The 20,595-nt window shown below is 51.8% G+C and carries 21 protein-coding genes; 3 read left to right on the top strand and 18 right to left on the bottom strand.

The features are described 5' to 3' along the window. Window positions 1-16 precede the first annotated feature (16 nt). The 9 genes from AC13H5_RS06930 to AC13H5_RS06890 form a co-directional block, all read right to left on the bottom strand. Entirely contained in the window at window positions 17-1,369 is a 1,353-nt protein-coding gene (locus AC13H5_RS06930) for a sodium-dependent transporter (protein ID WP_034777374.1), read from the bottom strand. A gap of 121 nt (window positions 1,370-1,490) precedes the next feature. After that, window positions 1,491-2,369, bottom strand: a complete 879-nt coding sequence (locus tag AC13H5_RS06925) for a diacylglycerol/lipid kinase family protein (RefSeq protein ID WP_214791469.1) — start codon at window positions 2,367-2,369, stop codon at window positions 1,491-1,493. Continuing rightward, entirely contained in the window at window positions 2,366-3,871 is a 1,506-nt protein-coding gene (locus AC13H5_RS06920) for an ABC transporter permease/substrate-binding protein (protein WP_034777372.1), read from the bottom strand. Before AC13H5_RS06920 ends, AC13H5_RS06925 begins: the two co-directional genes overlap by 4 nt. Next, window positions 3,864-4,598 carry an ABC transporter ATP-binding protein gene (locus tag AC13H5_RS06915; protein WP_034777371.1) on the bottom strand — a complete coding sequence of 245 codons (735 nt, stop codon included), beginning with the start codon at window positions 4,596-4,598 and terminating at the stop codon, window positions 3,864-3,866. Before AC13H5_RS06915 ends, AC13H5_RS06920 begins: the two co-directional genes overlap by 8 nt. A 158-nt stretch (window positions 4,599-4,756) precedes the next feature. Further along, complete coding sequence (locus AC13H5_RS06910) at window positions 4,757-5,506, bottom strand: 3D domain-containing protein (RefSeq protein WP_232939451.1); 750 nt, start codon at window positions 5,504-5,506, stop codon at window positions 4,757-4,759. A 223-nt stretch (window positions 5,507-5,729) separates the two neighbouring features. Then, window positions 5,730-6,194 (bottom strand): GDYXXLXY domain-containing protein, encoded by a 465-nt coding sequence (locus tag AC13H5_RS06905; RefSeq protein ID WP_034777369.1) that lies wholly within the window; start codon window positions 6,192-6,194, stop codon window positions 5,730-5,732. Continuing rightward, on the bottom strand, window positions 6,191-7,381 hold the full coding sequence (locus AC13H5_RS06900) for a DUF2157 domain-containing protein (protein ID WP_214752790.1): 1,191 nt from the start codon (window positions 7,379-7,381) through the stop codon (window positions 6,191-6,193). Before AC13H5_RS06900 ends, AC13H5_RS06905 begins: the two co-directional genes overlap by 4 nt. Before the next feature lie 17 nt (window positions 7,382-7,398). Further along, window positions 7,399-7,599, bottom strand: a complete 201-nt coding sequence (locus AC13H5_RS06895; RefSeq protein WP_021067243.1) for a DUF2187 family protein — start codon at window positions 7,597-7,599, stop codon at window positions 7,399-7,401. A 41-nt stretch (window positions 7,600-7,640) separates the two neighbouring features. After that, window positions 7,641-8,267, bottom strand: coding sequence for an NUDIX hydrolase (locus AC13H5_RS06890; protein ID WP_214709992.1), 627 nt, complete (start codon window positions 8,265-8,267; stop codon window positions 7,641-7,643). 104 nt (window positions 8,268-8,371) lie between these two features. Here AC13H5_RS06890 and AC13H5_RS06885 point away from each other — a divergent pair, with 104 nt between their 5' ends. Then, window positions 8,372-9,910, top strand: a complete 1,539-nt coding sequence (locus tag AC13H5_RS06885) for an FAD-dependent monooxygenase (protein WP_235420188.1) — start codon at window positions 8,372-8,374, stop codon at window positions 9,908-9,910. Window positions 9,911-9,943: 33 nt separating this feature from the next. Here the strand turns inward: AC13H5_RS06885 and AC13H5_RS06880 are convergent, their stop codons facing one another. Then, window positions 9,944-10,192, bottom strand: a complete 249-nt coding sequence (locus tag AC13H5_RS06880; RefSeq protein WP_483546495.1) for a hypothetical protein — start codon at window positions 10,190-10,192, stop codon at window positions 9,944-9,946. Between the two features lie 95 nt (window positions 10,193-10,287). On the opposite strand from AC13H5_RS06880, the gene AC13H5_RS06875 reads away from it, so the two are divergent. Next, window positions 10,288-10,581 carry a hypothetical protein gene (locus AC13H5_RS06875; protein ID WP_483546494.1) on the top strand — a complete coding sequence of 98 codons (294 nt, stop codon included), beginning with the start codon at window positions 10,288-10,290 and terminating at the stop codon, window positions 10,579-10,581. A 28-nt stretch (window positions 10,582-10,609) separates the two neighbouring features. Here AC13H5_RS06875 and AC13H5_RS06870 read toward each other — a convergent pair whose 3' ends face one another. The 8 genes from AC13H5_RS06870 to recU form a co-directional block, all read right to left on the bottom strand. Beyond that, window positions 10,610-11,185, bottom strand: a complete 576-nt coding sequence (locus tag AC13H5_RS06870) for a nuclease-related domain-containing protein (RefSeq protein ID WP_215190178.1) — start codon at window positions 11,183-11,185, stop codon at window positions 10,610-10,612. A gap of 18 nt (window positions 11,186-11,203) precedes the next feature. Then, on the bottom strand, window positions 11,204-11,500 hold the full coding sequence (gene gpsB, locus AC13H5_RS06865; protein WP_034777365.1) for a cell division regulator GpsB: 297 nt from the start codon (window positions 11,498-11,500) through the stop codon (window positions 11,204-11,206). A 5-nt stretch (window positions 11,501-11,505) separates the two neighbouring features. Beyond that, window positions 11,506-12,051 (bottom strand): SLOG family protein, encoded by a 546-nt coding sequence (locus tag AC13H5_RS06860; protein WP_034777364.1) that lies wholly within the window; start codon window positions 12,049-12,051, stop codon window positions 11,506-11,508. Then, window positions 12,048-13,205 carry a ribonuclease H-like domain-containing protein gene (locus AC13H5_RS06855; protein WP_427377516.1) on the bottom strand — a complete coding sequence of 386 codons (1,158 nt, stop codon included), beginning with the start codon at window positions 13,203-13,205 and terminating at the stop codon, window positions 12,048-12,050. Before AC13H5_RS06855 ends, AC13H5_RS06860 begins: the two co-directional genes overlap by 4 nt. Beyond that, a complete protein-coding gene (locus AC13H5_RS06850; RefSeq protein ID WP_214710970.1) occupies window positions 13,202-15,451 on the bottom strand; it encodes a DEAD/DEAH box helicase in 2,250 nt (749 codons plus the stop codon). The genes AC13H5_RS06855 and AC13H5_RS06850 overlap by 4 nt, the downstream gene beginning before the upstream one ends. Window positions 15,452-15,465: 14 nt before the next feature. Next, window positions 15,466-16,026 (bottom strand): hypothetical protein, encoded by a 561-nt coding sequence (locus AC13H5_RS06845; protein ID WP_232939442.1) that lies wholly within the window; start codon window positions 16,024-16,026, stop codon window positions 15,466-15,468. Between the two features lie 89 nt (window positions 16,027-16,115). Next, a complete protein-coding gene (locus AC13H5_RS06840; RefSeq protein WP_483546493.1) occupies window positions 16,116-18,743 on the bottom strand; it encodes a transglycosylase domain-containing protein in 2,628 nt (875 codons plus the stop codon). A 21-nt stretch (window positions 18,744-18,764) separates the two neighbouring features. Beyond that, entirely contained in the window at window positions 18,765-19,361 is a 597-nt protein-coding gene (recU, locus tag AC13H5_RS06835; RefSeq protein ID WP_084592793.1) for a Holliday junction resolvase RecU, read from the bottom strand. A gap of 352 nt (window positions 19,362-19,713) precedes the next feature. Between recU and AC13H5_RS06830 the strand changes: the two genes are divergently transcribed. Then, window positions 19,714-20,565: a DUF3800 domain-containing protein gene (locus tag AC13H5_RS06830; RefSeq protein WP_034777355.1), complete on the top strand. Its 852-nt coding sequence runs from the start codon at window positions 19,714-19,716 to the stop codon at window positions 20,563-20,565. Window positions 20,566-20,595 lie beyond the last annotated feature (30 nt).

Here is a 20,595-nt window from a genome sequence, read left to right as displayed (position 1 = left end):
GGAGGAGTTCGTCACGTTACACCGTGACCCACGTCGTCACCATGACGATGGCGACCGTCACCGGAATGACATACCGGATGAGGAAGTGCCAGACCGGGTACAGCTTGACACCAGCGCCCGATGTTTGAATCTCTTCTTTAAGAATGCGCTGATCGACGACATACCCGACGAAAATCGATGTCAAGAGCGCACCGACCGGCATCAAGACATAGCTGACGATATAGTCCATCGAATCGAAGAACGTACGACCGTTCAAGAACTGCATCTCGCTCATCACTCCGAACGAGAGGGCCGAAGGGATACCAACCGCAAAAACAATCGCTGCTGACAAGAGTGTGACGTTCCGTTTCGACATCGTCTGTTTCTTTTCGTTCAGTCGGTCGGTCACACCGGCGACGACGACTTCAAGCATCGCAATCGATGACGTGATCGAGGCGAACGTGAACAGCAAGAAGAACAATACCATGAAGAACCCACCGAGCGGGACTTGATTGAAGACGGCCGGCAAGACGACGAAGAGAAGCGCCGGTCCTTCAGCCGGGTCGAGACCTGATGCGAACACGGCCGGGAAAATCGCGAGACCCGCTAACAGTGAGACGGCGATGTTCAATAGAACGATCATGTTCGCCGAGCGATTGAGCGTGCCTTTCGTTTTAATGTAGGACGCATACGTCAACATGGCCGCAACCCCGAGTGATAGCGAGAAGAACGCTTGACCGAGGGCGAACAAGACCGATTCCCCCGTCAAGGCAGAGAAGTCAGGCTGCAAGAAGAAGCGAACCCCTTCCATCGCCCCGTCGAGCGTCAATGAGCGGATGACGAGGACGATGAAACTGACGAACAAGAGCGGCATCAAGATCTTGCTCATCCGCTCGATTCCAGCTTCGACGCCTTTTAGCACGATTAAGAGCGTGATCAATAAGAATAAGAATTGACCGAACACGGCGATGCCTGGTGACGAGACGACATCTCCGAAGACGGCACCGAATTCGTCAGGCGATCGGCCGTTCAATGTCCCGCTCAAGCCGAGACCGACATAGATTAAGACCCAACCACCGATGACACTGTAGAATGAGAGCAATAAGAAACATGCGATGACACCAAGGTAACCGACAAGTGTCCAACGGCCGTGCCCTAATTTTTTGAATGCGAGCAGTGCCGTTTTTTGTGTCGAGCGTCCGACGATGAACTCACCGATCAATAACGGGAGACCGAGTAAGAGCGTAAACGCTAAAAACATGAGCAAAAAGGCGCCGCCTCCACTTGTGCCGGTGACATACGGAAATTTCCAGATCGCACCGAGACCAATCGCTGACCCTGCGGCCGCTAAGATGAATCCAATTTTTGAGGCGAACGAGTTTTGCGCCATTACCATCCCTACTTCCTGTTTTCATATCTATTTTCATAATAATAGTGAAATACTAACACGGTTCAGAAATGAGAACAACAAAAAACAGAGAAAAGTCTGAATTCTTTTCTCTGTCTGGTTTTTAGTGGGATGGGACAAGGAATGTCAGTTCACTTGGCAAGACGTCGATGTGTAATCGGTCCGCCTCAAAATGTTCCCCATCGACGTCGATGATCTGTGATTCGCTCAAGTGGACGGTCAGCTGAGACATCTGTAGATGGACCCACTCCGGCGACGACTGTTCGAGTCCGAGTTGTTGGGTCAACAATTGACGAATCATTGGAAAGCCGATGGCCGAGCTGTGCACGACTTCGACGAGTCCGTCGGTGAACGATTGGGTCGGTAACTTCGTCGGTACCGTACCAAGATATGCCCCGTTTCCGACGTACAAAAAACTGACCGGCCCATCATGGACGACTTCTCCGTCCTGCTCGATGCGGACGTCGAACGGGTCGAGCTCTCTAAATTGACGAATCGTCGCTAAAAAGTAGCCGATGGAACCAAGAGATTCTTTTTGAAGCGGATCGATTTGTCGCGATGCGTCGGCGATCAGGCCGACCCCAATAAAATTGAGGCCATATCGATCATTGACCCGCATGACGTCGACGGGCTGGACATGACTCATCTTAAATAACCGCGCCGCCTCAATCGGTTCGACTGGTAAATCGAGCGCACGGGCAAAGTCGTTGCACGTACCACCGGGGACGAGGCCGACCGTCGGCCGCTCGTCCTTCGGAAGTGACATGAGGCCGTTGACGACCTCATGCAGGGTCCCGTCCCCACCGATGACGATTAAATGCTCGAACGACCCACTCGCCTCGGCAAAGCGGGCAGCATCTCCTTGTCCGAGCGTCTTTCGAATCAGAATCTCGTCATACAAGGATTCGACCGTCCCGACAACCTCACCGAGCATCGTTTCACTTGCACCGGATGTTGGATTCGAGATAATCATTGCTCTCATAGGAGACCTTCCTGCTCCAAGAAGTCTTGTGCGACGTCATAAGCACGCTCATTCCCATACGCGACGCGGCGGTTGAGTTCAGACATTTCTTCATCTGTAATTTTACCAGCCAATTGATTGAGCGCGTCCTCGATTTCAGGGTGCTCGTCTAATGTCTCTTGCTTGAGCAACGGTGCCCCTTGATATGGCGGGAAGAACTGTTGATCATCTTCAAGGACGAGCAAATCATTCTCGGCGATATCCGGGTCCGTCGCGTATGCATCGACAAGGTTGACGTCACCACGAGCGATGGCGCGGTAACGGAGTTTCTGTTCCATCGAGACGACCGACGGGAAGTCGAGACCGTAGGCTTGCTGAAGTCCAGGGTATCCGTCTTCCCGGTCCGTAAACTCGAGCGTGAAGCCAGCTTTAATGTCCGTTTGCACGTTCCGTAAATCAGAAATCGATGTGATGCCTTCCTCTTCGGCGTAGTCGCGTGGGATGGCGATGGCATATGTGTTGTTGAACTGCATCGGCTCAAGCAAGGCATAGCCGTCGTCTGCCAGCGCATCACGAGCCTGTTCATACACTTCGCGAGCATCATTTGAGTTCGGTGTCTCTTTCACGAGACTGGCGAGTACCGTCCCTGTGAATTCTGGGTAAATATCGACATCACCAGATTGGAGCGCACCCCAGACGAATGTCGTCTCGCCAAAGTTTGGTCGGACAGAAACAGTCAAATCAGTCTCTTCCTCGATCAATAATTTATACATGTTCATTAAAATTTCAGGCTCTGGTCCAAGTTTTCCGGCGACGACGAGATCGGTCTGTTGCGTGCGACCGAGCGCGAGCGGTGCCGCGACGATTAACGCCAAGACGGTAGAGACAGCAATCAATTTTGTCTTATTCCGCGTAGCTGTCGCGCCTTCCATTTGTCGGAGCAAGAAATCGAACAAGAGAGCGAGGATGGCGGCCGGGATGGCGCCGAGTAAAATCAAGTAGTTGTCATTCCGGTTGATTCCTAAAAGAATCAACGTCCCGAGCCCACCTGCTCCAACGAGGGCAGCGAGCGTCGCCGTCCCGACGATGAGGACCATCGCCGTCCGAATCCCGGCCATAATGACCGGCAAGGCGAGCGGGAGCTCGACTTTCATCAAGCTCTGGTTCGGCTTCATGCCGCAAGCTCGTGCCGCTTCGATGAGCGATTTGTCGACCTCGTTCAGTCCGGTGAACGTGTTTCGTAAAATTGGGAGTAAGGCGTACAACACGAGGGCGATCGTCGCCGGCAAGGCGCCAATCCCAACAAGTGGAATCATCAGTCCGAGGAGCGCCAAAGAAGGAATCGTTTGAATGATGGCAGTGACACCGATGGCGGTCTCGGCCACTTTTTTACGGCGCGTCAACCAAATACCGAGCGGGACGGCAATCAAGACCGCGATCAATAAGGAGACGACGGAGAGCTGCAAGTGCTCGATGAGCGCCTCGACGAGTTCCCCTCGTCGGTTTTGGAATGTCTCAAGCATCAACCTCACCTCTTCCGCGTTGTGTAAAGTCGAGGACGAACGGGTCCGTGCTCGCTCTGATTTCATCTGGTGTCCCGACGACGACCAACTCGCCGTCACGCATCAACGCGATACGGTCTCCGAGTTTCATCGCTTCCTGCATGTCGTGGGTCACGAACAAAATCGTTTTCCCAAGTTCATCGTTCAAGCGTTTAATATCGTCTTGGAGTTGGCCCCGGCTGATTGGGTCGAGTGCCGAGAACGGCTCATCCATCAAGATGACGTCAGGATCGGCCGCGAGCGCACGGAGCACCCCAACGCGTTGCTGTTGTCCACCGGATAGCTCGGTCGGCTTTTTAGCCCGCAAGACGGGATCTAATCCGGCGATTTCCATGAGTTCGGTCACGCGGTCTTTCGTCTTTTGCTTTGGCCACTTCAATAGTTCAGGAACGACAGAAATATTTTCTTCGACCGTTAAATGAGGGAATAAGGCAATTTGTTGAAGTACATAACCGATATTGCGGCGTAACTCATAAATATCGAATTGGTAAATCTCTTTCCCATCAATCAAAATTTTCCCGTCGGTATGATCGATCAGTCGATTCACCATTTTCATGGTTGTCGTCTTGCCACACCCTGATGGGCCGATCAAGACAAAAATCTCGCCTCTTCGTACTGTTAAATCCAAATCTTTGACGGCTAACGTCCCGTCTTCGTAACGCTTAGATACATTTTGGAATTCTATCAACTCTACCCCTCCTCGGCTCGTAACTTTTCATGAAAGTCAAATATTAGTTTGCCCGTTTCCAACGATTGTTAAACAATGAAACGTGCTGGGACGCGGTCGAAAGACTGCCAACCCACGAGGCGAGACAAAAAAGGTTCCCCCGCAGGAGAACCTTTAAATTATGGCAATGTGATTGTGATATGACGACGACCCCAATTGATGGCCTCGCTCTTCGTGTCGACGAGTAAATCGACGATGTTCCCTTTAATGCGTCCTCCTGTATCAAGGGCGATCGCTTGGCCGATGCCGTCGATTTGAACGACCGTACCGAGCGGGATGACAGATGGGTCGACTGCGATGATACGCATGCCGTTATAATAAATCGAGTCTGTCACGTCATGGCCTGTCGCCGTCAAGACGCGTCCCCCGTAAGAACCGTTGTCAGCTGCATCGTTCGTGTAGGCCGTTGACTCGGCTTGAATGACACGTCCTTGTGTCGAGACCGGTGTCACGGTCGCACTCGATGCCGCTTGTTGCTTCTTCTCGGTTTTTGCTGCGGCTTGGCGTTTCGCTTCTTCTTGTCGTGCCTTTTCGGCAGCGACGCGCTTTTCTTCTTCCAAACGTTCTGCTTTCGCTTTCGCTTTCGCTTCACGCTCGGCCTGTTCACGTTTGGCTTTCTCTTCTGCCAAGCGCTTTTCTTCGGCTAAACGTTTTTCTTCAGCGAGCCGTTTCTCTTCGGCAAGACGTTTCTTGCGTTCGATTTCTTGCTGGCGCTCCAACTCAATGGCCTGACGTTCTAATTCAAGTGGGTTTTGGACAATTTTCTGTTCAGTCCCGATTCCAATTTGGGCGGCATCGGCATTCGCAGCAAACACGAATGTTCCAACAGCGGCAAATAAAATCGCGATTATATATTTTAAGGAATGCATTAATAGGTCAGCACCTTTCTCGTCATCTAACGAACAGGAGTAAATTTACCATGTCGTTTCAATCACGAGAAGGGATTTTGACGAAGTGAAATATTTCTGACACATCAAGAAAGAACTGGTTACAATCTGTAACATTTACAATAAACCTAGTGTTACCAACCGTTTTCGTAAAAAATTACAGATTCGTTACAACATAACGTGTAACAAATCTGTAATCTGATTGTCATTCTGTTTCAGCTTCAATCGAGCGTAAATCATGGGGGCGAACCATGCCCCAAGGTGCCACGTCGACATCCACTTCGAACGTTTTCGCACCTTCGATCGCCGACGTTTCTTCTTCGGCGACCCGATACGAACTCATGTCATCGATATACACTTGCCGGTCATAGTAATTGGCACGAGTGCCACCGAAGAACGGCCGTGAACTGACCCGATCAATGGTCGCGTAACCGTCGTCCCCCGTTTTGAACGACACGTATACCGTCCCTGATTCGACATCTTGTCTGCCGTCGAACGAATCGTATTCCAAATAGACAAAGTCTCCAAAGAACGGATCGTACGGCTCATAGGAGGTCGCTTTGAACGTATACGTCTCTCCGAACCAGGAGACCGCATAGACGAGCAGAATAAAACCGACAGCGATCACTACTTGCAAAACCGGCACTAGCCAAGGCGTCAATCGTTTCATGTCTGAGCATCCCCTCTCGTACGGCTACGGCTGCGCCACCACAAAGCGAGCGACAATGCGAAGACGATCAATGCTCCGATGAGGAAGAACAGCGAAATGTCGAGTCGATCCCAAACGTAAATGAAGTAAATCGTCATTTGGACGAGCAAGAAATAAATGAAAGCAAGCACGATCGGTTTGCGATTGTGGTCTTGATAGACGAGATAGGCGAGTGCGACCACTTCAAGTAGCACCGCTAGCAAGATGCCGGAGTCTTCGAATAATGAGAACGGGATGACAGCGAGTAAACTGACCCACATCAAGTCCTGGCGTCGGTGAAGTAAATAGACGGCGACGAGGACGACCGAAAGGATCGTCGCCTCGATGACCGAGGGCGTTCGTTGCGACAACCAGCCTTCCGTCGCATTGATTAAATAACCGATCGATAGGACGGCCGCGACGAAGAGGTACAAATAATTCCACTGGGCCCGCTCACGATAGATAAGGAATAGGACATGTAAGGCAGCAAGGGCCCATAGCGGCCAAAAGCGTCCTTCGTAGCCGGCATATTGACCGATTGTGATGAGGAGGCCATAAAAGCCGAACCAGGCGAAGATACGATCGAGCTCGTTGTCTCCGTAATGGAACCAGACCCAGGTCACGAGGAACCCGAACGCGATCAACGTGATGCCGATGCCTTGAAAACTGTTCGTGACCGCCAAAAAGGCAGCGAGCGCGGCCAGGAACGTGTAGATGGGATGCTTATAGATCAATTTATGCAGGACAGCGACGGCAAGGAAGAGCCAAAATAAGAGCGGGATTTGCGAGGACAGATTATAAGTGGAGAAGATGACGATCATCGTGGCGACGAAGAAAGCGACGCCTAAAAGCCGGAACAGCGTGACATAGCGTGACGCCTTCACTTGCAGGCGTTCGGCGGTCACATACATCCCGACCATAAACCCGAGGAAAATAGCGACTTTCACAAGGTCAGGAATCGCTTGCCAATTGGCCGCGACAAAGCTGAATAGACTGAGTGCGAGCAAAATAGAACCGATGATCACAAGAATAGGCGGTTTGTGCTCACGTTTGTCACCGACCGCCAATTTCTTATGTTCATATTCGACCAAGCGCTGACCGGTCACTTCATCAAGTAAACCGGCCTCTTCCCATTCACGAACTTTTTTGTCAATGGACACCTGAATCATCCCTTTCGATTAAAAGGTCAGCTGGCGCGTTCGATCAATTCCAAATCTTTTTTCAGTAAAACTTGCTTCTCAAATTCGAGACCAAGCTGTTGAAATTCTTCCATGATGGAAACGTCCCCGATGACCGTATTGGTCAATACGGCAGTCACTTCTGCGACCCAACCTTCACGAGTTGACTTGACGATATCACCCACAACGAATTCTACAGACACACCCATTCACTTCCAATCTTAAATTTGTTTCTATCATTATAACGAAATTATATCGGTTTGAATACGTTTTCTTTAAGCCGTTTAATAAATTGTGTCAAAATTTTTCCAGTCAATCCCCAAATAATGTAGTCTTCATGTTCATAAAAAGGTTCTCTCATTTTAATTACCCGTTTTTCGTACGCTTTAGCATTCGCCATCCGTTCAAATGGGATATTTTGATCCGGGTTCATCGTCCATTCCATCTCCCCATGGAACGGGTCTAGCAAAAGCAACGTCTCGACCGGGATTGAAAATAAATGGTCGACCTCATCCGTATGGTGCACGTCCGGTAGCAGTGGAATTACCCCGACGAACGGATAGATCAGTTGCCGGTGCGGCGTCGCGAGTGGCTGCAGGCGACCGATGACCTCGATATCGGATAAGGCGAGCAATAACTCCTCACTCGTCTCTCGAACAGCGGCCTCGACCGGTGTCTCACCGGGATCGAGACGGCCGCCCGGAAATGAGATTTCTCCGGGTTGACGCCGCATTGTATGGGCGCGTACTTCAAAGACGACGTGCCACGTCCCGTCGACCTCGGTCAACGGGATCAAAACGGCTGCCGTCTGTTCATAGTTTTCTTCCATCGAGAAACTGTCACGTAGTTGTTGTTCCGTGATCCACGATTTGTCCATTCTCTCCACCTCGTTCTCTTTGTTTCTACACTTCCACCGTTGTCTCCTCGTTTAAACGCATCAAATGTCGGAAATATCATTATTAACGATAGGAGTTGGTGGATGTGGTGGATAAAAAAGTTGATGTATTGATCGTCGGAGCGGGCCCGACCGGACTCACGCTCGGATTGACGTTAGCCAGATATGGGATCTCATTTGAAATCATTGATCGTAAGACGACCCCGTCGAACAATTCCCGGGCCATCGGGATTCAACCGCGAACGATCGAAGTGTTCTCTCGTCTCGATGTCGCCAAGGAAGTACTCGGCCGGGCACGGACCATCGAGAAAGGCAATCTATACTTCTCGGGTCAATGGACGGCCAAACTTGAATTTTCTCGCCTCGTCACGCCGTACCCGTTCGTGACGCTGCTACGCCAAAACGAGACCGAGGCGATTTTAGAGGATGCGTTAAACGGACACGGTCATTCCGTCCAGCGCGGTGAATCGCTCGTCTCGTTGACACATTACCCGTCTCGAGTGCTCGCCCACCTTGAGTCAGATGCATCAAACCGGACGATCGAAGCCAAATACGTCGTCGCGGCCGATGGGGCGAACAGTTCGATTCGCCGGATGCTCGCCCTTCCGTTTAGCGGAAAATCGTTCAAAGAGTCGTGGGTGCTCGCCGATATGAAAGCCAAATGGAACATCTCGCGCGAAGAAGTGCATATTTTCTTTTCCGACCGGGGCGTCTTAGAAGTTTTCCCGCTCACGGATGACACGATTCGCATCACAGGGAACCTCGCGAGCGACGAGTCGTTCAATGAGTCGGAACTGCGCAAGTTGATTGAACAGCGAAGCCATATGGATGTCGAGATCGACGAAGTTGAGTGGTTCTCGCTCTTCCGGGTCCACAACCGCATGGTCGACTCGTTCATCCACAATCGAGTCATTTTAATGGGAGACGCCGCCCATATCAACTCACCCGTAGGCGGACAAGGGATGAACACCGGCATCGCCGACTCGTTCAACCTCGGGTGGAAGTTGTGGCTTCATTTGAAGGCTGGTGCCCCGTTCCGCGTCGTCGCCTCGTATCGCGACGAACGTGAACACGTGGCTCGTAACGTACTTCAGACGACGAACGTGGCGACTGAGGTGTTACAGACGACGTTGCCTGTCCTCTTGCCGTTCCAAGCGCTCGGCGCCGACGTCTTTACGCGCGTCAACTTGGTCAACCAAAAAATAACGGAACGAATCGCCCAACTGCACTTGTCTTATCCCGGACATTCCCGAATTCCGTTTTTGCGTGTCACCAAGGGCAAAATCTTCCCGGAGATCGAGATCATCCGGACCGATGACGGGTTGCGCACCAAAATCTCAGAGATTGCGGACGGCCGGTTCCAAGTGCTCATCCTCGACGATGATAAACGTGATGCGACCGCACTCTATGATTATTTGAACGATCATCAATCGTTCTTCCAAATCATCACGCTCTCGAAGACGAGTCGTCCCTTCTTCGACCAAGGCAACGAGCTCGCGAAATCATTGTTCATGAAGCGCGGCGTGCTCGTCATCCGACCGGACGGCTATTTGCTTCATAAACAACGGCACCTGCGCCCTGATTCGTTGCAAGAGACGATGTCCACTTGGCTGCCGACACCATGACAAAAGCTCCACTCGAGATGAGTGGAGCTTTGTTTACGCTTGGTTATAATAAAGCGTCCCTGGCTTCGAGAGCATCAAATCGTAGAACGCCTCAAACGCTTCGATGTCCTCTAACTTGCGGAAATCGACTTTGTCCGTCTCTTCATTCGGAATCGCGACGACGATTCCGTCTTCGGTTTGTTTGATCATCCCGGTCTGCCCGTTATGGATGCGGATGTAGAGCACGTGCTTGTCTTCTAGCAGCGTCACGGCTTCGCGACGCGATTGAATCGTTGTTTTCATCGTCATCCCTCACTTTCTTTTGAGTATACCGGTCTATCGTTGTTGCTTTCAAGCGGTTGCACCCTTAAAATTATGTAAAGAAGGGGTTGAACGCTTTGGATTTGGAAACGCTATTGATTATCGTCTTAGGCATCACATTCGTCGTGCTCGTCTCAATCCGCGCCGTCCGCAACTTACAGTGGGTCCGCTTCGGCGAGGCGTTTGGCAAGCAAGGCGAGGCGCTGCTCGACGACTATACGTATTTGACGGAACATGGCATCACGTGTCGCGTCGAACACGGCTTGCCGACCGGGCGCCTGTTCCGCCCGCTCGCAAAAAACTTGGACGACCGGGTCGCTTTGTTCGTCCATCGTAAAGATGCAGAACAAGCCCGACAATTATTGAAATGAAAATGGCGCTGAAGCTTCAGCGCCATTTTCATTTATGTACTTGACGCTCCGAGCAATAGTAGGCGATGTGTTTGATTGTCGCCTCCGATAACAGCTCGAGCTTCGTTTTCGCGATGACGTCATCGATCACATCGAACGTATCGGCACAGTTGGCTTTGATGCGTTCGACCTTTAGACGGGATGTCTCAGGGAAAATCAAGAACGACGTGACAGGGACTGCTTGTCCGCATTGCCTCTTCAGGGCGCTCCTGACGTGCTTCGTCATCCGCTCAAGCTCTTCTATCGGATGCGGATAGATGTTTTTCCAACCGAGCGACGTCTCGAGACGACAGTCACGGTTCGTCATATGGACGGCCGACGTCGTCCGATTGATGCGGACTAAAAAGACGCCTTTCGGGCCGACCAATACATAATCGAGCACATCCTCACCAAGCTCGACTTGTTCGATCATCATCCAATCAAACCGGCATGTGTGACGGATAATCTCGACGATCTCGTCCGTGTACGACTTCGGCGGTGCGATGACTTCTTCTTTCGTGCGGAACAAGCCTTTCGTCTGTCGTTTCTCAGGTTCTTTTTTGACGGCCGTCAATACTTGTAACATCTTCTCCACCTCCTCACTTTATTCGCTCGGGCCGACCTGTTTTCCGAAGACGGCCTTTTCTAAATTCGAGATGCGACGCAACATGTCATAGTTCGACGCGACAGGCTGGGCCGGTTTGACCGGTTCTGCTTGTTCGTTCGAACCGCGGCGGAGCGACTCGTTCTCTTGGCGCAACCGTTCGATTTCTTTCGTCATCTTCTCATAATCGCGGATGACGACGTCCAAAAACTGGTCGACTTCTTCTTGTGAGTACCCACGAAGGGCGGTCTTGAATTCTTGTTTATAAATGGCTTCGGCTGTTAATTCAGTTTGCATCATTTTCACTCCCAATGTTGTTCCCATTGTTTTTCTTCTTCAATCACGCGTAATTCTTCCTGTGTGATCAAGAATAACTCCATCTGATGTTTTCGTTTAGCCCCTTCGACGAGAAAGCGTGGGCTTCCTCCCGTCTCTTCGTCATACAGTGTGATTAATCCTGCTGCTTTGTCTAAAAAGAAGGCGGTTTTTGCCCGCAACTGACTCGGGTCCTCGTAAGGACGCTGGGTCAGCGCTTCAAAAAAGTCGGCCTCGAGCTGCAAACGAATGAACAATTCTTGCTCGTACGGCTTATACTTCTCTTCCATCTGTAAAAAAGGTGGAAATACGGCGATTTTGATTGGATAAGTTTCTCTTAACTCTAACAATACTTCTCCAGCCCATAATTCACAACCGTTCGTGCCACTAAAAATGAACCATTCGGCTCCGAGCTCGATGGCTTCGACAATTTTTCGCTCATACGCTTCCTTGATGATGCCGATACCGGGATGGTCGGCTTTGAAGATGCCGAGTTCATGCGGCCGGTATCCTGTGATGGCGACAACTTTCATGACTGCTTCCTTTCTAGCCGGTTCATCCGGTGCCGAAGCGCCCGCATCTCGGTCAAAGCGGTCTGTCGAAGCACCGTCTCTTTCCGTTCCGCCAAGGCGATGGCCTGTTCGGTATAGATGATGGCCCGATTGATGTCTTTTTCGCGATGTTCGGCGTATTTCGCCAATTCGACGAGCGCCTCGACCGTACCGACTTGTTCGAACAGCGGCAACGCCTGCTCCATCTGACCGGTCCGTTTTAACAGGAGCGCTTGACGCATCAAGGCCCGCTTCGTCGGCTGTTCAAGCCGCTCGTACTCTTGAAGCGCCGCCTCGGCGTTGCCGAGGTCGTTCAACCAGTGCGCCCGTTCTTCACCAAATGGCGTCTCGTCGGCTTCGACGAGATGACAGAGCCGTTTGTAGAGCGAGACGAGGCTTAGACAGTCGGCATGATGGTGTTCGATGACCGGCTGTAAAATATCCGGTTCCCGGTCCTTCACATATTGGAAATAGTGCATCGGGGCCAAGAAGCCGGGCAAGTCGTCCGTCCGGGCGTGGCCGAAATGGGCCTCGACCGCTTTGAGCGATACCGATTCGAGCGTCGGTTTCAGCAATCGCCGTGAGGCATGCAACAAATCGACATGGCCGACGGCCGGGAGCGCCTTCACTTTCGAACGGACGAACGTATGCCTTGTTTTGATTTGGGGCCAGTCGAACGACTTGCCGTTATACGTCACGAAACGAACCTCGTCGCCGATGTCATTCAAGAAGTGATAATAAAACGCCGTCTCGAACGCGGGATGAGGCAACACGTATTGGATCATCTCGAGATGGTCTCCTTGGAAACGCGCGAATCCGATCAAAAAGATCGAGGTCCCCGATCCGCGGAGCCCGGTCGTCTCGGTATCCATGAACAACACCTGCTCGGACGGGACATCGACTTGGAAAAAGGGATGGGTCGATGTCGCGAGTGAGGCTTTTGCCTCTCCGAACGTAAAGTCGTGGTACGTCTCGTCGAGCGGATAAATCTGCTTCAAGCGGACACACCACTCTTGTTCGAACGTCAGGATTTCTCCACCTCGGGCCCGCCACTTCGCCTGTTCAACGTCGTCCGGCGTCACGGCCGTTTGTTTCGGTTCATTCGTTTTGATGAGTCGTGATAGTTTTGCTTTCATATCGATCCTTTCAATGCATGCAACTGCTGGACGACCTGCTGTTTGAAATCACCGTACCCAATCATGCCGACGCACCGCGGACAGCCGCTCTCACACGGACAGTCCTCGACCGTACGGATGGCTGCATCCAAGACCTCATCGGCGTCGCGATAAAGCGCCTCGCTCAGCCCGATGCCGCCTGGGTAGCGGTCGTATAAATAGACGGTCGGTTTATTCGTATGGGTCGCTTTCATTTGAATCGTCGTGAACAAGTCGAGCGTGTCACACATCAAATAGAGCGGGGCGAGCCGCCGCAATAGATCACTGACCGCTTCGAGCTGATCTTCCATGTCGGCCTCCGAGTAGGCGAACCGTTCGTCGAGCGTGAACCACGTCGCCGTCGTGTGCAGTTCTCGTTCCGGCAAATGAATCGGCCCGGAACCGATATTCTCATGCGTCCCGAACTTAATTTTCTTGAATAGTGTCGCCATCGCGATGACCGATACTTCTCCAAACGTCTTCACGCCGGTCGTCTTGTTCTCTTCCAACACTTTCAGTTCGACCGCCAAATTGGCGTCCGTATAGTAGTCGACGTCGACACGTCGGACGTAAGCTTTCTTCTCTTCAAAGTCGAGTCGTTCGACTTGGTATTGCTCGGCCCCATGTAAATAGATGGCCTCGTCATGCAGTAACGTCATCGCGCTGAACGTATCCATCTCACCGATGACCTGGTTTTTCGCGGTCTGGTCGACGATGACGACATTCTCTTGGTCACTCGTCCGCAGCGAGATGTCGTGAGCCGGGAATGCGTCCGTCATCCAATAATATTTATTGGCCCGTTCATGCAAGATGTGGGCGTCCGTCAAGAAATCGAGAATCTCTTCCGTCTCGACCGTGCCGAATCGTTCCCCTTTTGAGAAAGGCAGTTCGAAGGCGGCACATTTCATATGGTCAACGAGAATGATTAAATTGTTCGGGTCGAGACGAGCCGCTTCCGGAGACCGGTCTAAAATCAAATCGGGCTGTTCGACGACGAGTTGATCGAGCGAAGACGACGAGGCGACAAAAATGACGAGCGCCTCGGAATGACGGCGTCCGGCCCGGCCCGCTTGTTGCCACATCGAGGCGACCGTGCCCGGATAGCCGTTCAAGACACACGCCTGCAACTGGCCGATATCGACGCCGAGTTCAAGCGCATTCGTCGAGACGACAGCTTTAATCTCACCGTTACGGAGCCGACGCTCGATTTCACGACGCTCCGACGGTAAGTAGCCGCCCCGATAGCCAACGATCGATTTTGGTCCGAGCTCGCGCCGCGTCAGTTCTTGTAAATACGTCAACAACACCTCGACCCGTACCCGTGAGCGGGCGAAGACGATCGTCTGAATGTCCGCTTCGACGAGCTTTGAGGCGATCCGCTTCGTCTCGAGCGTGGCGCTCCGACGAATCCCGAGCGCCTCATTGACGACGGGCGGATTGTAGAAAATTAAATGTTTCTTCCCTTGGGGCGCCCCGTTGTTGTCGACAAGGACGACGTCCTCTTCGGTCAACAGTTCAGCCAGCTCGACCGGGTTGGCGATCGTCGCTGACGTCATGATCCATTTCGGATGGCTCCCATAATAGGCACAGATCCGTTTCAAACGACGAAACACGTTGGCGACGTGGCTACCGAATACCCCTCGGTACGTGTGCAACTCGTCGACGACGATATATTCCAAGTTCTCGAACAAGCGAATCCATTTCGTATGATGCGGCAAGATTCCAGAGTGAAGCATATCGGGATTCGTGATGACGATATTGCCGGCGTCCCGTACTTTCGTACGAGCCGCTGGCGCCGTGTCCCCATCGTAAGTGAAACAGCGGAGGTCACCTTCGAGCGCCTCGACCATCTCCATCAAATCACTGTTTTGGTCTTGGGCGAGCGCTTTCGTCGGGTACAAGTAGAGCGCCCGGGCATTCGGTTGTTCAATCATTTTCGATAAAACCGGCAGATTGTAACAGAGCGTCTTCCCGGAAGCGGTGGGGGTGACGATGACCGTCGAGTTGCCTCGAGACGTCTGCTCGATTGCTTCGGCCTGATGGGTGTACAGTTGTTCGATTCCGCGGCCATGCAGCACCCGGACGAGATCTGGCGGGACGCTCGATGGAATCGGCGCATACCGGGCCGGCTTCGCCTCGACCGTGTGCCAATGCGTCACGTTGCCCGAGAAACCCGGGTCGGTCTTGAGCGTCTGAATCATTTCTTCCACGGAACGTTTTTTCCGCATAGAGTTCACCTTCTTTACGATTTCGAAGGTGCAAGACGTTCCACGACAGCCTTGACTTGGCTGATCCGTTCGTCGCGTACGAGCCGGTGGACGGCCGGCAAACGGAGCACGTCCATCGCTTTGAACGAATCGGCGACATGCTCATTCTCTTCTTCGAGACGCGTGATCGCATCGTCATACAACCGTTGCGTCGACCGTCCGAACAAGACGATGGTATGTAGCTTCGTGCACTTCGAGTGGACCGCTTGTAAATGCTTCGTGTAACGCTGCACCGCTTTATGATAATCTTCATGCGTCGCGAGCGCTTGGCGCTTGCCCCGCAGAAGTTCAGGGTAATATGACTCGTCGCCGAGAAACATCGTCTCAACGCCGATCCGTTTCAAATAGGGATGGCCACTGGCCTCGGCCACGGCTTGATCATCAATCAAGCGTCCGAACGGAATCGATTCCTCGAGGAGCAATCGGCCCATCTTCAAGCCATTGACGCCATGTAACGGGATGCCTAAATCATCCTCTTGCAGTCGGTCGATCACAAACAATACTTTCATCTTACGTTTCAATGAGAGTTGTACCATGTGTCACCATCCTATTCGCTTTCTTTTCATTATAGCAAACGAAACAGAAAAACAGGGCGCTGATGTCGCCCTGTTTCCTGTGAGTCAGATTAGTCACGACCCCCGTTGCCATTCCCGTTGCCGTTGTTACGGTCATCCGAGTCTGACGTCGATTGACGGCTGACGTCCCCCTCCGAATCCGACTCCCCGTCTGTCTCATCGGTTGTCGGTTCTTCTTCGGTCGGTTCTTCCGTGTTCTCGTCTTCGGTGTTGTTGTCGTTTCCGTTATTCTCATTGTTTTCGTTATTGCCATTGTTCTCGTTGCTCTCACCATCGGTTTGCTCGCCTTCTTCTTCAGGAGGCGTCTCTTCCGTGGCTGGCTCTTCTTCCTCTTCGGCAGCAGGCTCCTCGCTCCGTTCGACCGTGTAGGAAGTTTGGAGCGGGCTCGACTGTTGATCGCCGACGAGCGCGTTCGTCGCGTTGGCGACAATCGTGAACGTCGTCTCCCCTTCACCGAGGCCAGAGATGGCGATGCTCGTGTCTTCGGTCGTCCCGACGACACGCTCGCTACCGTCCGGACGTGTCTCCGTCACGGTGAACGAAAGTCCTTGGTAACCAGCTGCTTCGACTGCTTGCTTGTCGTATGACCACGAGAGCGTACCTGTCTCGCCTGGCACATCGTAGTCAATCGATGCGCCGGTCGGCGCGGCGAGTTTGTCCGGCTGCAAGTCTTTTGGTTTCGTTCCTTTGACGTACAACTCGTTTCCGAGCGAGAGCACCGATTCCGGTTGCTGGAAGCGATCCGGTTGACCCGTCGCTTTCGTCACTTCTTGCATCATATACTCGAAGTAATATTGGGCGTAGTTCGGTTTAAACAACGATACGGGTATGTCATTTGATGCACGGGCCGTCCATACCGAAATTGAGTAATCGGTCGTATAGCCGGTAAACCATTTATCATTCTCATCGCCCTTTTCATCGTTCGTCGTCCCGGTCTTCCCGGCGACGTCGTACGGGAACGCGCCTGGTTCATACGTCCCGTTCGAACCGCTGACGACGTCACGAAGCATATCCGTCAACATGTAAGCCGTATAATCTTCCATCGCCTGCTTCGCTTTGATCGGCGAGTTGATCGTCGAGCCGTCATTGAATTCAATTTTTTGAATCAAGTGCGGCTTCGTATACATACCGTTCGTGCCGAGCGCCGCGTAAGCAGCCGCCATTTGTGTCGTGCTCGCTTCTGCTACACCAAGACTGTTTGCCGGCAGAATCTCGTCACCCGCACGCGCCGGCTCGATGCCGACGTTCTCGACGAACGACTCAATCGCCTCCGAACCGAACTCTTCCTGTACTTCATAGAAGGCACGGACGGCTGGTGTGTTCCCGGAAACCGTCAAATAGTAACGCATCGTGTTGGCACCGCGGAACCCTGGATAGTAGTTCCCTGGTTTAAAGGTTTCACTTTCGTCAAACTCTTTATCGATCAAAATTTTCCCAGTCGACCACTGTGCGTTCTCAATCCCTGGGCCGTAATCGAAGAACGGCTTCGCCGTCGAACCGATTTGGCGTTTTTCGCGCGAATAGTCGCGATAGTTCTTATCGCCTTGTTTCGCTTGTTCACTGTCGATAACGGCGACGATTTCACCCGTCTTCGTGTTCAACACGGTCGCTCCCATGCGAAGATCTTCTGGGAACTCACTTGTTGGAAGGTTGACGTTATCGTTCTTAATGTCGTTATTGAACTTCGTATGCAAATCTTTATTGATTGACGTATACACTTTCAAGCCCGTCCCGTAAATGTCGGCCTGCTCGAGACCGTAGTCTTCCTCGAGCTCGGCTTGGACGCGAGCGTAAATAGAGCGCGTGTACGTCTCTTCTTCTGTTTCTTCACCTGGTGAGATGACGTCCGCGATCTCGACGTCGAGCGCCTGGTTGTATTCTTCTTCCGTGATATGACCGTCACGCTTCATCGCTGAGAGCACTTGCTCTTGACGATAACGCGTCAGTTCCTGGTCCCCGTTGATCGGGTCATAGGCACTCGGACGTTGCGGGAGACCCGCCAAAATGGCCGCCTCTTGGTAATTCACTTCTGAGACCGGCTTATTGAAGTAGCGTTTCGATGCCGTTTGGACACCATATCCGCCTGTACCGTAATAGTTCTTATTCAAGTACATCTCGAGAATCTGCTCTTTCGTGTACTCGCGCTCAAGTTTGATGGCGAGCCACTGTTCTTGCAGCTTCCGCTTCAATTTCTTGTCGGTCGACAAGAACGATTGTTTGACGAGCTGTTGCGTGATCGTCGAACCACCTTCGGCCCCAAAGCCGTCCGTCAAGTTCGCGACCACGGCGCCGCCGATACGGCGCAAGTCGATTCCGTTATGTTCATAGAAGCGACGGTCCTCGATCGAGATGACCGCTTGTTGCATCACTTCTGAAATTTCATCGATGGAGACGTACTCCCGAATTTGTCCGCTTCCTTCGAGCGGTTCGCCTTCAGCTGATAATAGTTGGATCGGATACGTATCGACCAACTTCTCTTCATCGAGCGGCGGTGCCGTCGCGATCGCATACGCCGTGTATGCGGCGCCGGCGATGACGCCGATAATGAATAAAATCCCTAAAATCGTTAAAATGCGTCGAAACTTCGACTTCTTCGTTTTTTGTTTCGGCTTCTTGGCCGCTGGTTTACGTTTATTGCTCGTCGTATCTTGTCGACGTGCCATCCGACTTCGTTCCATTCACGCTTCACTCCTTCTATTTCAATCGAGCCACGCCTCAATCGCCGTCAAATAATCGACGGCGGGCATCGCCCGGGTTGGAACTTCAATTGCTTCTTGCTCGATATAAGAGAGCGGAATCGACTTCCGTCCCGATTCGCGCTGTTCCCACCAAACTAATAATTGCTCCGTTGATAACACATATTGCGTATTATAGCGGCTAAACCGAATGATGACAAAACAAACCCCTCCATGCCGCTCGCACTCACGCATGTGGTTGATTTGGTGGTCGTGGAAGTTTCCGAGTGGAAATGACGTCTTATTGTTCGTCTCTTTCGCCTCGAAATCGATGTACTTCCCGCGATACACCCCGTTATAATCGGTCGTCGACGCTTGCTTGAAATACGCCTCGGTCACTTTCGCCGCACTCCGTTTCGGGTAATCGACTTTCACGATTTGCAGCGGTGTCGGCTTCTTATGGATGACCGCTCGTCCATGGAGTCGGTAAAACTCATTCGTGTCGTTCAGCAGCGTCTCAAGGTTCATGCCTCGATTCGCATACGTCTGCGGATTAGAGCGGACCGGCGTTGCCGCAGGTTTCGGCTTTTTCCCGTTCGGATAATGGAACAATGTCGTCACCCCTAGTCTCTAGTTTAACAGGTTGGTCCAGCCGTTCCTTCCGTCTGAAGTCTGATTGTCGAGTTCTGTCGCTCGACTCCTGTGTGGATTTTCCGCAATCCATATCGTACCAAACTCCCGTATGTTAAACTAGTATGTAGTTCATTGTGTAGTCAAATTGACACGACCTTGTTACGGAAGAGCTATTTATTTTTCTGAAATAAGTCTTCTACTTATTAGCCATAATCAAGACAGATTAAACGCAGATTGACGTAAGTTTGAAAAAGTGCGCAATAAGCAATGTAAACCAAGGTTGGAAAACAATTAGCAGGCTCGCTTAGATAAACAGTTGAGCCATGGTTGGAGGAGTAAGATGGAAACACAAAAGAAGTATGTCATGTTCGTCGATGAGACGGGCACGCCAAAAGGAAATACCCAGTTCAACCTCACCGGCGTATTGATGGAATACAAATATGCAATCGATGCCGACGAGGCCGGGATGCCGTGCGAGTTGAAGCGCCGGTTACATGCCTTCAAACGCGACGTGTTCAAGACGGAGAATATCCCGCTCCATTTAAAAGAGATTTTAAAGGCCGAGCATCCGTATGGAAAAGAGGATGGCATCACGATCGATATGCTTCGTGACTTTTGGAACAAGTTGCCGGACTTCCTACGCGATATCAACTGCACGATCATCAGTGTCGAGGTCGATAAACAAAAACTTCACGACTTTTATTCAACGCCGAAAGACCCGTACGTCGTCGCCTTCGCCCACTTGATGAAATCGTTTTATGCATTCTTAGAAGAGACGGAAGCGGTCAGCGCCCGTGTCGTCTTGGAATCGCGAGACGACTATCAAAACTTGCTCATCCAAAAAGCGTTCTTCGATATCTTCAATTCAGGGACAGTCCATCTCGACGTCGAGAAGAGCCGACAAAAGATTAAAGGTTTCATCTTCTCGGAGAAACAGAACACAATCTATCAGTCTGGGCTTGAAATCGCTGACCTCGTCTGTCTACCGCTCTCGCGCGTACGTCGCGGCGTCATCGAAGTGAAACCACGGTTCGTCCATTATGGGGATGAGAACCGGATCTTCAAAGCCATCAAGGACAAGATTTACATTCGTAAAGAAAGTCCTGACCAAGATTTCCGTAACTGGGGATTCAAAAAAGTACCCATCACGAAAAAACGCCGCGAATGGAGCGACCATCCGTGGAACCATTAAAAACTGCCTCGCCGAAATCTTCGGCAAGGC

Source organism: Exiguobacterium sp. FD-YE-25-4 (assembly GCF_057004685.1).
This window is presented reverse-complemented; position numbering and strand designations above follow the sequence as displayed.

Coding starts and splice junctions, on each gene's coding strand:
- AC13H5_RS06930 (WP_034777374.1), bottom strand. CDS start 1,369: ATGGCGCAAAACTCGTTCGCCTCAAAAATTGGATTCATCTTAGCGGCC.
- AC13H5_RS06925 (WP_214791469.1), bottom strand. CDS start 2,369: ATGAGAGCAATGATTATCTCGAATCCAACATCCGGTGCAAGTGAAACG.
- AC13H5_RS06920 (WP_034777372.1), bottom strand. CDS start 3,871: ATGCTTGAGACATTCCAAAACCGACGAGGGGAACTCGTCGAGGCGCTC.
- AC13H5_RS06910 (WP_232939451.1), bottom strand. CDS start 5,506: ATGCATTCCTTAAAATATATAATCGCGATTTTATTTGCCGCTGTTGGA.
- AC13H5_RS06905 (WP_034777369.1), bottom strand. CDS start 6,194: ATGAAACGATTGACGCCTTGGCTAGTGCCGGTTTTGCAAGTAGTGATC.
- AC13H5_RS06900 (WP_214752790.1), bottom strand. CDS start 7,381: ATGATTCAGGTGTCCATTGACAAAAAAGTTCGTGAATGGGAAGAGGCC.
- AC13H5_RS06895 (WP_021067243.1), bottom strand. CDS start 7,599: ATGGGTGTGTCTGTAGAATTCGTTGTGGGTGATATCGTCAAGTCAACT.
- AC13H5_RS06890 (WP_214709992.1), bottom strand. CDS start 8,267: ATGGACAAATCGTGGATCACGGAACAACAACTACGTGACAGTTTCTCG.
- AC13H5_RS06880 (WP_483546495.1), bottom strand. CDS start 10,192: ATGAAAACAACGATTCAATCGCGTCGCGAAGCCGTGACGCTGCTAGAA.
- AC13H5_RS06870 (WP_215190178.1), bottom strand. CDS start 11,185: ATGTTACAAGTATTGACGGCCGTCAAAAAAGAACCTGAGAAACGACAG.
- gpsB (WP_034777365.1), bottom strand. CDS start 11,500: ATGCAAACTGAATTAACAGCCGAAGCCATTTATAAACAAGAATTCAAG.
- AC13H5_RS06860 (WP_034777364.1), bottom strand. CDS start 12,051: ATGAAAGTTGTCGCCATCACAGGATACCGGCCGCATGAACTCGGCATC.
- AC13H5_RS06855 (WP_427377516.1), bottom strand. CDS start 13,205: ATGAAAGCAAAACTATCACGACTCATCAAAACGAATGAACCGAAACAA.
- AC13H5_RS06850 (WP_214710970.1), bottom strand. CDS start 15,451: ATGCGGAAAAAACGTTCCGTGGAAGAAATGATTCAGACGCTCAAGACC.
- AC13H5_RS06845 (WP_232939442.1), bottom strand. CDS start 16,026: ATGGTACAACTCTCATTGAAACGTAAGATGAAAGTATTGTTTGTGATC.
- AC13H5_RS06840 (WP_483546493.1), bottom strand. CDS start 18,743: ATGGAACGAAGTCGGATGGCACGTCGACAAGATACGACGAGCAATAAA.
- AC13H5_RS06830 (WP_034777355.1), top strand. CDS start 19,714: ATGGAAACACAAAAGAAGTATGTCATGTTCGTCGATGAGACGGGCACG.